At 34.0% G+C, this 16,883-nt stretch carries 10 protein-coding genes; 7 read left to right on the forward strand and 3 right to left on the reverse strand.

Annotation, left to right across the window (positions count from 1 at the left end; translation table 11 throughout):
- Positions 1-57 precede the first annotated feature (57 nt).
- Both QLQ96_RS07460 and pbpC read left to right on the forward strand, forming a co-directional pair.
- Positions 58-5,745 carry an alpha-2-macroglobulin family protein gene (locus QLQ96_RS07460; RefSeq protein WP_482495971.1) on the forward strand — a complete coding sequence of 1,896 codons (5,688 nt, stop codon included), beginning with the start codon at positions 58-60 and terminating at the stop codon, positions 5,743-5,745.
- A 186-nt stretch (positions 5,746-5,931) separates the two neighbouring features.
- The gene (gene pbpC, locus QLQ96_RS07465; RefSeq protein ID WP_482495973.1) at positions 5,932-8,307 is read left to right on the forward strand and encodes a penicillin-binding protein 1C; all 2,376 of its coding nucleotides are present in this window, start codon (positions 5,932-5,934) and stop codon (positions 8,305-8,307) included.
- A 115-nt stretch (positions 8,308-8,422) separates the two neighbouring features.
- On the opposite strand, the gene QLQ96_RS07470 is transcribed toward pbpC, so the two are convergent.
- Both QLQ96_RS07470 and QLQ96_RS07475 read right to left on the reverse strand, forming a co-directional pair.
- Entirely contained in the window at positions 8,423-9,967 is a 1,545-nt protein-coding gene (locus QLQ96_RS07470) for an Rne/Rng family ribonuclease (RefSeq protein WP_482495974.1), read from the reverse strand.
- Between the two features lie 383 nt (positions 9,968-10,350).
- Complete coding sequence (locus QLQ96_RS07475) at positions 10,351-10,641, reverse strand: HU family DNA-binding protein (protein WP_007805026.1); 291 nt, start codon at positions 10,639-10,641, stop codon at positions 10,351-10,353.
- A 140-nt stretch (positions 10,642-10,781) separates the two neighbouring features.
- Here QLQ96_RS07475 and mutY point away from each other — a divergent pair, with 140 nt between their 5' ends.
- From mutY to QLQ96_RS07500, 5 genes are all read left to right on the forward strand, one after another.
- Positions 10,782-11,816, forward strand: a complete 1,035-nt coding sequence (gene mutY / locus QLQ96_RS07480; protein WP_482495977.1) for an A/G-specific adenine glycosylase — start codon at positions 10,782-10,784, stop codon at positions 11,814-11,816.
- A 489-nt stretch (positions 11,817-12,305) separates the two neighbouring features.
- The gene (locus tag QLQ96_RS07485; RefSeq protein ID WP_482496932.1) at positions 12,306-12,743 is read left to right on the forward strand and encodes a single-stranded DNA-binding protein; all 438 of its coding nucleotides are present in this window, start codon (positions 12,306-12,308) and stop codon (positions 12,741-12,743) included.
- Positions 12,744-12,769: 26 nt separating this feature from the next.
- Complete coding sequence (locus QLQ96_RS07490; RefSeq protein WP_379701541.1) at positions 12,770-14,065, forward strand: gliding motility-associated protein GldE; 1,296 nt, start codon at positions 12,770-12,772, stop codon at positions 14,063-14,065.
- Position 14,066: 1 nt separating this feature from the next.
- Positions 14,067-14,627, forward strand: a complete 561-nt coding sequence (gldD, locus tag QLQ96_RS07495) for a gliding motility lipoprotein GldD (RefSeq protein WP_379701542.1) — start codon at positions 14,067-14,069, stop codon at positions 14,625-14,627.
- A 62-nt stretch (positions 14,628-14,689) separates the two neighbouring features.
- Positions 14,690-16,050 (forward strand): IS3 family transposase gene (locus QLQ96_RS07500; protein ID WP_482493167.1). Its coding sequence is split into 2 segments (ribosomal slippage): positions 14,690-15,152 and positions 15,152-16,050, totalling 1,362 coding nucleotides; the frame shifts between segments, so codons are not numbered across the junction.
- A 396-nt stretch (positions 16,051-16,446) separates the two neighbouring features.
- Here QLQ96_RS07500 and QLQ96_RS07505 read toward each other — a convergent pair.
- Positions 16,447-16,824, reverse strand: a complete 378-nt coding sequence (locus tag QLQ96_RS07505) for a heavy-metal-associated domain-containing protein (RefSeq protein ID WP_379701543.1) — start codon at positions 16,822-16,824, stop codon at positions 16,447-16,449.
- Positions 16,825-16,883: the final 59 nt, after the last annotated feature.

The following is a 16,883-nucleotide window of genomic DNA, read 5'->3' on the forward strand; positions in this document are numbered from 1 at the left end:
CTTAATAGTAATTCCTATTAAATTATTAGTTTATTAACCGATTAACTCTAGATAAAAGTGAAATCAAAAGGACTATTTCTCGCATTTTTTGTTTTTTTTATTTTTCAATCCTGCGGACGCAAATCAGCTGCAGATTTCAACTCCGATTTTTCATTATTTAAAGATTACATTACCAGTTTTACAGGCGGTATTGTTTCTGCAGATTCTGATATTCGTGTGGTTTTGGCATTCGATAAAAAAGATTGGAAACCCAATCAGGAATTAGATGACGATTTATTTGATATTTCGCCAAGTGTTCACGGAAAAGTCATAGCGCTTTCTACGAATACTTTAGCTTTTATTCCGGAGAAAAAACTCAAAATGGGAACAGAATATCAAGTTACTTTAAACTTAGATAAACTGACTGCCATTCCGAAAGAGAAAGAAAAGGAACTTTCTAAATTCAATTTTACAGTTAAAACCGTTAAACAGGATTTCACCATTAATACTGGCGATATTCAATCGTACAGTAAAGAATATCAATATTTAAACTGCACACTTAAAACGGCAGATAATATTGATTTGGAAACCGCTATTAAGTTGGTTCAAGCCAAACATAACGGAAACGATCTTAAGATTAAGTTTGATAAAAATGTATCTTCAGGAAAAGAATTTCATTTTATAATTGATAGTATTCAGCGTCAGTCAGAAGCTTCAAATTTAGAAATTATCTATGACGGAAATGATTCAGATATTGATCAAAAAGGGCAAATTGATTTCCCGATTACAAGCATCAACGAATTTAAAGTTATAAAAGTTGAAGTTCCAGATGGAAACAATCAGCAGGTTTTAATTAATTTTTCTGAGCCATTAGAAAAAGGACAGGATTTTGCCGGATTGGTTTCTATTCAAAATACTAATAATCTGAAATTTTCAACTCAAGGAAACTTACTAAAAGTATATTTTAGCAATCAAAACGCGCCTAAGAAAGAAGAGCCAATAGCTGTAGCTGTAGCAGAACCTGAAGCAGTTGCTGTAGATTCGGCAGCTGTTGTGGTTGATTCAGCCGCAGTTGCTGTAGATTCCACCGCAGCCGTTGTTGAAGAAGTCGTTGAATATGTGCCAGATGAAGAGCCAGAGCAAGTTGTTACGGGCGAATTATTATTGGAAGTCTTTCAAGGAATCGAAAGTCAATATGGCAAAAAATTGGAGAACAATTACAGCGAGAAAATCTCTTTCGATCAGATTAAACCTAATATTCGTTTTATTAAAAACGGGACGATTCTGCCAAGTTCAAATAATTTAAAATTGAATTTTGAAGCGGTGAATCTTAGTGCGGTAGATGTAAAGGTTTATAAAATTTACAAAAATAATATTCTGCAATTTCTTCAATACAATGAATTAAATGGTGGACAAAATCTCAAAAAAGTAGCACAGCCAATTGCCAAAACAACACTAAATTTAAGAGAAAGCACACTCGTAAATCTGGCAAAATGGAATACTTATGCTTTAGATTTATCGAAAATTATCAAACCAGAACCAGGTGCGATTTACAGAGTTGAGTTTGTTTACAAAAAGAAATATTCGTTATACAAATGTGAAACTTCAGAAGGAAATGATGATGAAACTGAGGAAGAAGAAGTTGATGAAAACGACGTAAACTACAGCGGAAATTCGTATGATGATTACTATTATTACGACGATTATGATTGGAGAGAAAGCCAAGATCCTTGTACAGGTTCTTATTTCTACAATGCTCGAATTGCAACCAATATTTTAGCTTCAGATTTAGGAGTTATTGCCAAACGAGGAGAAAATAAATCGTACTTGTTTGCTGTAAATAATATCGTTACAACGGAACCAGTTTCGAATGCGAGAGTAGACTTGTATAATTTCCAACAGCAACAAATTGCGACAGAAGCTACAAGCAGTGAAGGAATTGCATCTTTTCAATTGGATAAATTCGCTTATTTTGCGATTGTTACTTTAGGAGATCAATCGACTTATGTGAAGTTGGATGATGGACTTTCTTTATCGGTAAGTAATTTCGATGTTGCGGGAGAGACTTTACAAAAAGGCTTAAAAGGATTTATTTACGGAGAAAGAGGTGTTTGGCGTCCGGGAGATAATTTGTATTTGTCATTTATTTTGAATGATGCGGCTAATAAATTGCCAAAATCACATCCGATCAAATTCAGATTAAACGATCCGAATGGAAAAACAGTTTATCAAACGGTTCAAAAAACAAATGAACTGAACCATTATGCTTTTACAGTTCCAACAAATCAAGACGCGCCAACAGGAAACTGGGAAGCAATGGTAAGCGTTGGAGGGGCAAAATTCTATAAGAGTATTAAGATTGAAACGATTAAACCAAATCGTTTGAAAATCAAAAATACGTTTAGCAGAAAAACACTTTCAGCATCGTATCCAAATACAGATAATTTGGAAGTGACTTGGTTGCACGGGGCAATTGCTAAGAATTTGAATGTAGAAATGCAGGCTAAATTTTCTCAGCAAGCCACAACTTTCAAAGGATACGAAAAATATACTTTTGATGATTTAGCACGTCAATTTAGCACAGAAGAAATCAATGTTTTCTCAGGAAAATTAAACGAAAACGGAAAAGCTTCCGTAAACATTCAGCCAAGATTACAAGGTCAGGCACCGGGAATGCTTCGCGCTTCATTCATTACAAAAGTATATGAAGAAGGAGGAGATTTTAGTACAGATGTGATGTCAACCACTTATTCTCCATACAAAACGTATGTTGGAGTTAAAACGCCTGAACTGAATAAATACAGTATGCTTGAAACGAGAACAAACAATCGTTTTGAAGTGGTGACTGTTGATGAAAACGGAAGACCAAAATCGGTTCGTAATCTCGAAGTGCGAGTTTACAAAGTAGATTGGAGATGGTGGTGGGATTCTTCGAGCGATAATTTATCAAATTATAACTCTTCGAATGCAACGACTTCATACAAAACTTTTGTCATCAATACCGATTCAAGCGGAAAAGGAAGTTTTCAATTTGCCTTGACAGATGAAGAATGGGGACGTTACTTAATTCGTGTTGCCGATCAGGAAGATGGTCACGCGACATCTTTAACCGTAAATATCGACTGGCCAATCTGGTCTGGAAAAACGCGTAACAGAGATGCTTCAACAGCAAATATGTTGGTGTTTTCTACCGATAAGAAAAACTATGCAGTGGGAGAAAAAGCACAAATTTCTTTCCCGTCAAGCGAAGGTGGGCGCGCTTTAATTTCTGTAGAAAACGGATCAAGAGTAGTGCAGACTATTTGGGCAGAAACTAAAAAAGGAGAAACAAAAGTTGAAGTTCCAATTACGGGAGAAATGGCACCAAACGTATATTTCAATATTACGTTGTTGCAACCTCACGCTTCGACCAAAAATGATTCGCCAATTCGTATGTACGGAATTGTTCCAATTGAAGTGGTAGATAAAAACACCATTTTGACACCGACTCTTAATATGCCTGATGTTTTAAGACCAGAACAGCCGTTTACAGTAAAAGTGGGCGAAAAATCAGGTAAAGAAATTACCTATACAATCGCAGTTGTAGATGAAGGACTTTTGGATTTAACTCGTTTTAAAACACCAAACGCATGGGATAGTTTCTACGTTCGCGAAGCTTTAGGCGTAAAAACTTGGGACATTTATGATGATGTAATTGGCGCTTATGGCGGAAAAATAAACCAAATTTTCAGTATTGGTGGGGATCAGGATTTAGGCGGAGGGAAAGCTAAAAAAGCGAACCGTTTTAAGCCTGTTGTACTGTATTACGGACCATTTAAATTAGGAAAAGGAGAAACAAAATCGCATCAATTAAAATTGCCTAAATACATTGGTTCAGTTCGAACAATGGTTGTGGCAGGCGATGCGAATACAAGCGCTTATGGAAGTGTTGAAAAAGCAACTCAGGTTAAGAGTCCATTGATGGTTTTAGCTTCGTTGCCAAGAAAGATTTCGCCATCAGAAAAAGTAACGCTTCCGGTAACCGTTTTTGCTACTGAAAACAAAATTAAAAATGTTTCGATCCAAGTAAAAACAAGCAACGGATTGAAAGTAATGGGAAGTGCGGTTCAAAGATTGAATTTTGCACAGCCGGATGAAAAAATGGCATATTTCAATTTAGTTGTAGGATCTGCGACTGGAATTGCAAAAGTTCAGGTAATCGCAACATCTGGAAGCGAGAAATCGGTTTGCGATGTTGAAATCGATATGACAAACCCAAATCCAGTTACAAGTACTTTTACAGATGTTGTTTTAACGCCAAATAGTTCAAAAACAATTTCATGGAAAACCTTTGGAATTGCTGGAAGTAACAAAGCTAGATTGGAAGTTTCATCAATGCCATCAATGAATTTGAATGGAAGATTGCAATTCTTGATTCAGTATCCTCATGGATGTGTTGAACAAACAACTTCATCAGTTTTCCCGCAATTGTATTTAGGCGATGTAGCTGATATTGATGCGAAACGCAAAGATCTGATTCAGAAAAATATTGCTGCTGGAATTGCAAGATTGGGTAATTTACAATTATCAAACGGTGGTCTGCCTTATTGGCAAGGAAATGCAATTGCAGACGATTGGGGAACTTCTTACGCTGGACATTTCTTAATCGAAGCAGAGAAAAAAGGATATGTATTGCCGATTAATTTCAAATCAAAATGGTTGAATTATCAGCAGAAAGAAGCGAAGCAATGGCGTTTTGAACCTAAATACGGAAATGATTTAGCTCAGGCATATCGTTTGTATACTTTAGCTTTAGCTGGAAATGCCGATTTATCAGCAATGAACAGATTAAAAGAAACAAAAGGTATTTCTAACGAAAGTATGCTTCGTTTAGCAGCGGCTTATGTTTTAGCGGGTCAGAAATCGGCTGGACAAAGTTTGTTTTTGAAAACGACTATCGACGGAAGTTCAGATGGTTACAGCTATTACTATTATGGTTCAAGCGAAAGAAATAGAGCAATGGCTTTAGAAACGATGCTTTTATTAGATCAAAGACAAAAGGCATTTGTAACTGCTACAAAATTAGCCAAAGAAATGTCGGCAAATCAATGGATGAGTACGCAAACAACAGCTTATTGTTTATATGCAATGTCGAAATTTGCAGTAAGCAATGGTCCGAAAGGAATTAATATCCAGTTCAGTAAAAACGGAAAAGGAGAAACCATAAATACAGGTAAATCGGTTGCAGATCGTAGTTTGTCTGTTACTTCTGGAACAAATAGTATCACGCTGAAAAACAACAAAGCAAATACAGTTTATGTTCGTGTATTGAATACAGGAATTCTACCAATCGGACAAGAAAATGCGGTTCAAAGCGATGTTACAGCTTCTATTGTTTTCAAAAATAGAAAAGGAAGTGTAATTAATGTTTCAAGAATTAATCAGGGAACTGAATTTGTTGCTGAGGTTACAATTAAAAACCAAAGAGGAGAAAGCATTCAAAATGTTGCATTATCTCAGATTTTGCCTTCAGGATTTGAAATTGTAAATACCCGTTTTACCGATTACGGAGATGCAGTAAATAACCTTGCAGATTATATTGATATCCGAGACGACAGAACGAATTTCTATTTTGGAATGAAAGCGAGAGAAACCAAAGTTTTCCGTATTCTGTTAAACGCATCGTATTTAGGGAATTACTACCTGCCAGGATTGCAATGCGAAGCAATGTACGATAATACATTTTTAGCCAGAACAAAAGGCTTCTGGGTTGAGGTTGTGAAGTAAAATTATTAGCAACAGATTAAAAGGATTTTTTTAAATCTGTGACAAAAAAATATGATTAAAATGTCTCTCGCAGATTTTGCAGATCAAGCAGATAAAATAAATCTGTAAAATCTGCGCAATCTGCGAGAGAAAACTTTGCGAACTTTGCGTAAATCTTTGCGCCTTTGCGGTTAAAAAAAACAAGCATTGAAAAATAAATTAAAAGCATTTCTCCAGCGCATTATAAACTGGATTAAAAAAAACAAAATAAAATCAGCAATTGCATTTCTGCTCTTGCTGATTTACTATTTTTCGATACCTCGAACATTATTCAAAGAACCGTATTCGACCATAATAGAAAGCAAAGAAGGAGAGTTGCTCGGCGCTAAAATTGCCAGAGACGGACAATGGCGTTTTCCTGCGCAAGACAGTGTTCCTGATAAATTCAAAAAATGCATCGTTTATTTTGAAGACGAATATTTCTACAAACATCCAGGTTTCAATCCGGGTGCGATGATTAATGCTTTTAAACAAAATAGAAAAGCGGGAAAAGTTGTCAGAGGAGGAAGTACATTAACTCAACAAGTTATCCGATTATCCCGAAAAGGAAAAAACAGAACTTATTTCGAAAAAATAATAGAAATTATTCTCGCCACAAGACTAGAAATAGGTTATTCCAAAAATGAAATTCTCGAAATGTATGCGGCTCATGCTCCATTTGGAGGAAATGTAGTGGGATTAGAAATGGCTTCATGGAGATATTTTGGAGTTCAGTCCAATCAATTGTCATGGGCAGAAAATGCAGTTTTAGCTGTTTTACCGAATGCGCCGAGTTTGATTTATCCAGGGAAAAACCAAATAAAATTATTGAATAAACGTAATCGACTTTTATTGAAATTGCATCAAGAAGGCATAATCGATAAACAGACGTACGAACTTTCGATAGAAGAACCATTACCTCAAAAACCGTATGATTTGCCACAAATTGCTCCGCATTTGCTTCAAAGAGTCGCTAAAAACGAAGAAGGAACAAGAGTAAAAACCACAATTGATTATGCACTTCAAAATAGAGTCAATCAAATTGCTAGATATTATTATAATCAATACAAACAAAACGAAGTGCATAATCTGGCGATTTTGGTAATCGATGTTCAGAGCAGAAATGTAATGAGTTATGTTGGAAATTCTCTAGCCGATGCAGATTATCAAAAAGATGTAGATATTATCGATGCGCCCAGAAGTACAGGAAGTATTTTAAAGCCTCTTTTATACGGTGCAATGTTAGACGATGGGGAATTGCTTCCAAATACTTTAATTGCTGATATTCCAACGCAAATTTCGGGTTACACACCGCAGAATTTTAATTTAACTTTTGACGGAGCAGTTCCTGCACATCGCGCATTGTCACGTTCGTTAAATATTCCGGCAGTTTTGATGTTGCAGGATTTTGGTGTAAATAAGTTTTATGAAGAACTGCAGAAATTCAAATTAAGAAATATTAATAAAACGCCTGATCATTACGGGCTGTCATTAATTTTAGGAGGTGCAGAAAGTAATTTGTGGGATTTGTGTAGAACCTATGCAAATCTTTCGTCGACGGTGAATTATTATACAAAAAATAAAAGTCAATATAGAACTAACGAATTTACAGAACTGAATTATAAAAACGATTTTAAGCCTGATTTTGGGTCAGAAACCAATCAGAAAAATATTTTAGGTGCAGGTTCAATTTGGCTGACTTACAATGCAATGGAAGAAGTCAACAGACCCGAAGGAGATGAGGCTTGGAAATTTTATGACAGTTCGCTTAAAATTGCTTGGAAAACGGGAACGAGTTTCGGGAATAGAGATGCGTGGGCCATTGGAACAAATTCAAGATATGTAGTTGGAGTTTGGGTCGGAAATGCAACAGGAGAGGGAAGGCCAACTTTGACGGGTGTTACCAGTGCCGCACCAATTTTATTTGATATTTTTAATTTACTGCCAAGGCAAAGATGGTTTGATACACCATACAATGATTTGGCGGAAGTTGAGGTTTGTCGTTTAAGCGGTTATTTAGCAAAAGATAACTGTCCGAAAATCAAACAATGGGTTCCAAAAAAAGGAAAATCTACAAAGGTTTGTCCGTATCATAAAACTATTCACTTAGATAAAACAGAACAGTTTCAGGTCAATAGCAGCTGTGAAAGTATCGATAATATTGTGACTAAAAACTGGTTTGTATTACCTCCGGTTATGGCTTGGTACTATAAAAGTCAGCACATAGAATATTTGCCTTTGCCACCATTTAAAGAAGGTTGCGAAGGAACGCAGACCACAACAATGGATTTTATTTATCCGAAAGCAAACAGTAAAATCTATTTAACGAAGGATTTCAACAGTAACGTACAGCCTGTAATTTTGAAAGTAGCTTATTCAGAAAGAGATCAGGAATTATTCTGGTATATTGATGATTTGTACAAGGCAACAACTAAAACTTTTCATGAATTGCCGATTACGCCAACAACTGGTACACATTATATCACAGTTGTTGATGCATCAGGAAATGAAATCAGAAGAAAAATTGAGATTATAAGAGAATAAATTTTTCCGCCACGAATTCACGAATTATTATAAAAAAAATTCGTGAATTCGTGGCGGAAAAACTAAAAAAAAGACACAAAAAAACCGCCAATCTTTCAAAAGGCGGTTTTTGTTTTTATTCTGAAATAACATTTCCTTTTTTATCATAGAAATGGTATTCTAAGTACGTGTAAGCGTCACGAGGTATGATTTTCACCCATTTCTTATGTTCAAAAAACCATTTTGAACGTAATGATGGAAAACCTTTGCTGAGGTATGCAGCCACAAACGGATGTACATTAAGCACAACTTTACTGTGGGTTTTTAAAATTCTGTCCAGATCAGATGCGATTTTGTCAATGATTAAAATTGGCGCTTCAATTTCGCCATTTTCATTGTTTGGATCTTCTTCTCTAGTTTTAATATTGACTTCTGGTCTTACGCGCTGTCTTGTAATTTGGACCAAACCAAATTTACTTGGCGGTAATATTTTATGTTTTGCTTTATCGTCGCTCATTTCTTCTCGCAAGAAGTCGAACAAAACTTTCCTATTTTCGGGATTAGACATATCGATAAAATCAACTACGATTATTCCGCCCATATCTCGCAAACGTAGTTGTCTTGCGATTTCTGCTGCGGCAATCATATTCACTTCCATGGCTGTATCTTCTTGGTTGGTCGCCTTATTAGAACGATTTCCGCTGTTTACGTCTATAACGTGAAGAGCTTCGGTGTGTTCTATAATTAGATAAGCACCTTTACTCATGGAAACAGTTCGGCCAAAAGAAGTTTTGATTTGTCTCTCTATATTGTATTTCTCGAAAATTGGGGTGTCATTTGATTGATAAAACTTAACAATCGATTGTTTTGAAGGTGCAATTTCTTGCAGATATTCCTTCGTTTGATGGTACAACTCTTCATCATCTATTTGAATACCACTGAAGGTATCATTAAATACATCTCTTAATATTGAAGAAGCTCTATTAAGCTCTCCTAATACTTTTGATGGATGATGAGCAGTTGGTAATTTTTTACACATTGCAGACCATCTGCTAAGCAGGTTCTGCAAATCTTTTTCTAATTCGGCTACGTTTTTGCCTTCTGCTACTGTGCGAACAATAACACCAAATCCTTTAGGTTTGATCGATAGAACAAGTTTTTTCAGACGATCCTTTTCTTTTTTGTCTTCTATTTTTTGAGAAATAGAAACACGATCAGAGAAAGGAACTAGAACGATAAATCTTCCGGCAAGAGAAAGCTCAGCACTTATTCTTGGACCCTTGGTCGATATAGGTTCTTTAACTACTTGAACTAAAACAGATTGATTGGCACTTAAAATATCAGTAATGATGCCATCTTTGTCAATCTCTTTTTCAAACTGAAAGGTTTTTAGGGAGAAATCTTTTAATTTACCTGCGCTTACAAGTTTTATGAATTTCAGTTGGGAAGCTAAGTTTGGACCTAAATCGTGATAATGTAAAAAGGCATCTTTTTCGAAGCCAACATTTACAAAAGCAGCATTAAGTCCAGCAACTGGTTTTCTGATTTTAGCAATAAAAATATCACCAACCTGAAAGTTGCTTTTCTCTTCTTCCTTGTGTAATTCAATTAGTTTTCCATCTTTTAATAAGGCAAAATCTACGGCTTCAGAACTAGATCTAATGATTAATTCTTTATTCACACTGTAAATTTTTATCCGAACTTTTAGTTTCAGGTTTTAGGTTTCAAGTTTCAGCTTTTACAACTCATAACTCATAACTTAATAACTCATAACTGAATTGTAAGGATGGATTAAACAATATTTTTAACAGGTATTAACCCGGCGGAGTTAGTTGCCAGTTTTCAGTGTCAGTAAGCAGTTTTAGGCTGCGGACTGTAAACTGTGACTGAGACTATCAAACTCCAATTTCAATGAACTTTTAAAAAGAAAAAAGTAGTTTAAAACTACTTTTTCTTTTTGTGGCGGTTAGCTCTCGCTCTTTTTTTACGTTTGTGAGTCGCTACCTTATGTCTCTTTCTTTTTTTACCACTTGGCATATTGTGTCAGATTTATGTTAATTAATATTATTTTGCTTCGTTGTTAGTTTTAACTCCTTCTACAAATACTTTTGCAGGCTTAAACGCAGGAATGTTGTGTGCTGGAATTTTAATAGTAGTGTTCTTTGAAATGTTTCTTCCAGTCTTTTCAGCTCTAGTTTTTACGATAAAACTACCAAAACCTCTTAGGTAAACATTGTCTCCAGTCTCTAAAGAAGTCTTAACTTCTTCCATAAAGGTTTCTACTGTTGCTTGAACGTCTCCTTTTTCAAGACCTAGCTTCTCTGAAATCTTCGCTACGATGTCTGCTTTCGTCATTTTCTTTCCTATTTTATTTTATAAATGGTGTACTATTTTTTTGAGTTTGCAAATATAGGAATTAAAAAAATAATTAATCAAGCTAATTCGTTAAATTTTAATTACATAAACATTTACTTTTGCAATCTAAGTATTTTGCAATGGATTTTCATAACATATTGATAAAATGGTATTTACAGCACAAGCGTGATTTACCGTGGCGAAAAACGGTCGATCCGTACCAAATTTGGCTCTCAGAAATCATGCTTCAGCAAACGCGAGTTGCTCAAGGAATGCCTTATTTTTTTTCATTTACTCAGGAATTTCCTACTGTAAAACATTTAGCAGAAGCTTCAGAAGAGAAAGTTTTGAAACTTTGGCAAGGTTTGGGGTATTATTCTCGTGCTCGTAATCTTCATAAAACAGCTCAATATATAAGTAATGACTTAAATGGCATTTTTCCTGATTCTTATAAAGAACTTTTAAAACTTAAAGGTGTTGGTGAATATACAGCCGCCGCAATAGCTTCTTTCTCTTATAATGAATCGGTTCCTGTTGTAGACGGAAATGTTTTTCGAGTATTGGCACGTTATTTTGATATTGAATCGGATATTGCGCTTCCTGCAACTAAAAAAGAGTTTACAGCCTTGGCTCAGGAGTTAATGCCTAAAGATAGCCCAGCAATTTTTAATCAGGCCATAATGGAGTTCGGCGCACTGCAATGCGTTCCTAAAAGTCCTGACTGTACTATTTGTGTTTTTAATGATAGTTGCGCCGCCTTGCAAAAAGGAAAAGTAAATCTGCTTCCTGTAAAATCAAAAAAGGTAAAAGTGACTAATAGATACTTTAATTATTTGATTTTGGAAGATATTTCAGGAAACACTTTAATTCAGAAAAGAACCGAAAAAGGAATTTGGCATAATTTATACGAATTCCCTTTATTAGAAACACAATCTATTGTTGATTTTGATGTGGTTTCTAAAATGGTTAAGAATGAAATATTTTCAGGATATACTATTATAAGTATAGAAAATTATAGCGAATCAACTGTTATACATAAGCTTTCACATCAGCATTTGCACATTCAATTTTGGAAAATTAAAATAAAAGAAGAAATAGAAAACGGGGTAGATGCTCAGAAATTGAAAACTTTTCCTTTTCCCATAGCAATCTATAATTTTATAGAAAAGCAATAATTTCATTTGAAAAAATTGCCATTTCTTGTTTCGTATGCATAAAAAAGCATCTTTAAGAAGGCGAAAAACAAAATTCCTCCTATAGCCATCTCGCATGCGGAATGTGCTGCTTTGCGATGTGTGTCTCGTTTTATTCCATAAATCAAAAAGCCTATTATGGGAATTAAAAAAGAAACTATTTTTAAAATAAGATTTAAATCTCTGCCAGATTGTTGATCGTCAAGATTGTACTTCATTATGAAAAGCTAATTAAAATATTTTTTTACAAATGTAAGTTAAATATTACTTATTTGTTAAAAGGATTCAACTATCTTTTAAAAAAAATGTAAATATTTTACTAGAGAATTTATAAAAAGTTAATTATTGGTAATTTATACTAAAAAAATACATAGTCTATAATAAATTGAAAAACTAGATGTATAAATTATAGAAAAGCAAGAAATAAATTGCTAAAAAAATGTATCTTTGGGAGAAATACCACCAAAAACTATGAACGGAACATTAAATAAAGTGATGCTTATTGGCCATTTAGGCGATGATGTAAAGATGCATTATTTTGATGGAGGAAACTGCATCGGACGTTTTCAGCTGGCTACCAATGAGGTATATATCAATAAAACGACCAATGAAAAGATTACTTCAACAGAATGGCATAATTTGGTTGTGCGTAATAAAGCCGCAGAGATTTGCGAAAAATATCTTTCTAAAGGAGATAAAATTTATGTTGAAGGAAGAATAAAATCTCGTCAGTGGCAAACAGAAGACGGGACAACAAAATATACTACAGAAATTCAGGTTACTGAGTTTACTTTCCTAACAACCAAAAAAGAAACTGCGTACACTAAACAAAATCAGGATGCAGAGTCGCCAAAAAGCACTAACTTTGATGCTCCTGAAGGGCTTCCGATTAATGATCTGCCCTTCTAAGCGATGTTTAACTAATTTTACACGGTTTGGACCCAGAGCCCAGTTTACTTTTTTCTACAAATCTTGACGCTAATTTAATTATTGGTTTCGTCGGAATTTTTATTTTATTATTTCTTTCAGCAATCGTTTCTGGCGCTGAAGTTGCTCTTTTTTCTTTATCGCAACAAGACATCGATGACACTTTAAACGATAATCTTGCAAAAGGTAAAATTATTTCAAATTTATTAGACAAGCCTAAAAAGCTTTTGGCAACTTTATTGGTTGCAAATAACTTTTTTAATATTGGTGTAGTAATTCTTTTTGGTTATATCGGACAAAATATTTTTGCTAATGTAAGTTCGCCAGCCTTTAAATTTACTTTAGAGGTAATCTTAGTTACTTTTTTAATTTTATTATTTGGCGAAGTTCTGCCTAAGGTTTACGCAAGCAGAAACAGTATTCGTTTTGCTAAAGGTGTGGCTTACCCGTTAGCATTTTTAGATAAAGTACTTTCTCCTGTTAGTTTGCCAATGCGTGCCGTTACTATATATTTGCAGAATAAATTAGGCAAACAAAAAAATAATTTCTCAATCAATCAGCTTTCTCAGGCTTTAGAATTAACAGATTCTGAAGGAACTTCGACAGAAGAACAGAAAATACTTGAAGGAATTGTTTCTTTCGGAAATACCGACACAAAGCAGGTTATGAGTCCGAGAATTGATATTTTTGCATTGGAAATATCAGAAACATTCGCAGCTATTTATCCTAAAATAATTGAAACAGGATTTTCTAGAATTCCAATTTATCGCGATAATATTGATCAAATTGAAGGAGTGCTTTTCGTGAAAGATTTGCTTCCGCATATTGATAAAGAAGAATTTGATTGGACTTCTTTAATTCGTGAAGCTTTCTTTGTTCCTGAAAATAAAAAATTAGATAATCTTTTAAAGGATTTTCAGAGTCTAAAAAGCCACTTAGCCATTGTGGTTGATGAATATGGAGGAACATCTGGATTGGTTTCGTTAGAAGATGTTATCGAAGAAATAGTTGGAGATATTAGTGATGAGTTTGATGATGAAAATCTAAATTTTTCACAGATTGATGACAATAATTTTCTTTTTGAAGGAAAAATAAATTTAAAGGATTTCTACAGAATTGTAGATGTTGATGAAGATGTTTTTGAAGCTCATAAAGGAGAAGCGGAAACATTAGCGGGTTTTATTTTAGAAATTTTAGGTAATTTTCCGAAAAAAGATCAAAAAGTGCCTTTTGAAAACTGTATTTTCACCGTAGAAACAGTTGATAAAAAGCGTGTAAAACAAATAAAAGTAACAATAAATTAAAATGTTAAATAGAATACTTTCAATAACGGCAATTTTGCTTGCTCTAACGGTTATAAGCTGTAAAAATGATGTTTTGCCTAAACCGGCGAGTTACCTGCGATTGGATTATCCGGAAGCAAAATATGTGAATTTTGAAAACAATTGTCCATTTGCTTTTCAGATGAATGAAGAGGCAATTATCAAAGGAGAAAAAGAATGCGGATTTGCAATTACTTACCCAAAGATGAAAGCAACCATTTATTTGACCTACAAGCCTGTAAATGGCAATATCGATAAATTACTGCGTGATGCTCAAAAACTGACTTACGAGCACGTAATTAAAGCCGATGATATTTTAGAACAGCCGTATTTAAATCCAGAGAAAAAGGTTTTCGGAATGTTTTATCAAGTTGATGGAAACGCAGCGACAAATTCTCAGTTTTATGTTACAGACAGTACAAAACACTTTTTAATAGGTTCTGTATATTTCTACGCAAAACCAAACTTTGACTCCATTATGCCTGCTGCGAGTTACGTAAAAAATGATATGCAGCGTTTAATGGAAACATTAAAATGGAAATAAAATGAAAAGGATTCAATTTTGAACTGCCCCCAAAAAGTTAGATACTATTTGGGGGCATTTTTATGGAAAGAAAAGTCAAATACAGTTATGAATTTAAGCTTCTTTGTGTCAATGAAGTTTTAAAAAAGAATTATTCAATTAATTCAGTTGCAAAAGAGAAAAATTTAAGAATATCAAATCTCTGCAAATGGATTAGTTTTTACAAAAAGGTTGGTAAAGAAGGGCTTTTACCTAGAAAGAATCAACACTATTCTGTTGATTTCAAACAAAATGTATTGCAGGGAATTATAGATAAGTCACTATCTTTGGAAGAAGCTTGTGTTGAGTTTAATATTCCCAGTAGTTCCGTTATCATTCAATGGCAGAAGAATTATCAAAAACTAGGAGTTTTAGGCTTACAGAATAAACCTAAAGGAAGACCTAAGCCTATGACTTTCAAAAGAGCCAAAAAGAAATCCGCTAAACCTCTCACTAGAGAAGAAGAACTTTTACTTGAGATAGAATCATTAAGATGTGAAAATGCTCTTTTAAAAAAGTTCAATGCCTTAGTTCAAGCCGACGAAATCAAGAATTTAAAGCGCAAGCCATAATAGAATTAAGGCATGATTATGACCTGGGCATCATGCTGGGCCATATGAATATGGCACGAAGCAGTTATTATTACTATGAAAAAAAATATCATATAATTGATAAATATAGAGATATAAAATTACTCATTCAGCAGATTTACCATCAGCATAAAGGCAGGTTTGGCTACAGGCGCATTACTTTAGAAATAAAAAATAAAGGCGTTTTAATTAATCATAAAACTGTACTCAGATTAATGAAGCTTTTAGGCTTAAAAAGCTTAATAAGAGTTAAAAAATATAAATCATATAAAGGAGAGCATGGGAAAATAGCTCCAAATATATTAAAGCGTAATTTTAAGGCAGAAAAGCCTAATCAAAAATGGGCTACAGATGTCACAGAATTTAATGTATCCGGAAAAAAGTTATATCTCTCTCCAATAATTGATTTATTTAATGGAGAAATTATCAGTTATGATTTATCTGAAAGGCCAGTTTTTAATCAAATTGCATCCATGCTTGAAAAATCTTTTGAAAGAATACCCGATAAGACTAATTTAATATTGCATTCAGATCAGGGATGGCAGTACCAAATGAAACAATATCAGCACTTATTAAAACAAAAGGGAATTAAGCAAAGTATGTCTAGAAGAGGTAATTGTCTTGACAACGCAATAATTGAAAACTTCTTCGGAATATTGAAATCAGAACTTTTTTACCTTAAAAAATTCAATTCCGTTACTCAATTAAAACAGGAAATAATCGAATATATAGAATATTACAATAATGACAGAATAAAACTTAATCTAAAAGGAATGAGCCCGATACAATATCGAGCTCATTATTATCAAATTTAATTATAAATTCGTCTAAACTTTTGGGTGCAGTCTATTTAGAATCCTTTTTTCATTTTTAATATAGGGTCTCATTCCGTAGGAATGTTTCGTTGGTAGTAGTAGAAAAAAACCAACCAGATATTACGTTCCGTAGGAACGTTTGATATGCAGAATTGTCAAAAAAAATGTCAAAACCAGACGTTCCTACGGAACGTAAAAACCCATGATAATATAATTTTCTACCAACGAAATGTTCCTACGGAACAATGTGAAATTTACAAACATTGTTTATAAAACTTAAATTTATCATTATGCTGGTGAGAGCATTTCGCTCTTCCAGTCATTTGCTTCTTAACAAATATAAATTAAAAAAGGCGTTCAATTTGAACGCCTTTGCTAACTGTTGAATTTCGAATTCTAAGACTTAAAATTCGAAACTTTATATGTTTTTCCATCTCCAGTTTCTTGAACTACTTTCGTTAAAGATTCTGAATTTTGGATTGTTTTGTCAAAACTCACTGTTGCAGTTTTCTTGTCAAAATCAACAGTTGCTTTGTCAACACCGTCAAGATTTGCTAATTCTTCTTCGATTGTTTTTGCACACCCCATTGCGCAAGTCATTCCTTCAATTTGGAAACTTGCCGTTTGTAAATTTTCAGCAGCAATTGGTTTGTGTTCTTTTGGAGCAGTTTTTTCTGCATTTACAACTTCAAGACTTTTGTCTTCTGCTTTTTTACAACCAACAAATACTAATCCAGCGATTGTTGCGGCGATTAAGATTTTTGAAATTTTCATTATATATAAATTTAAAAATTGCGAATTACTTTCCTGCAAAATTAATAAAAAGAGCGCGC

The organism is Flavobacterium sp. B167r, from assembly GCF_056824315.1.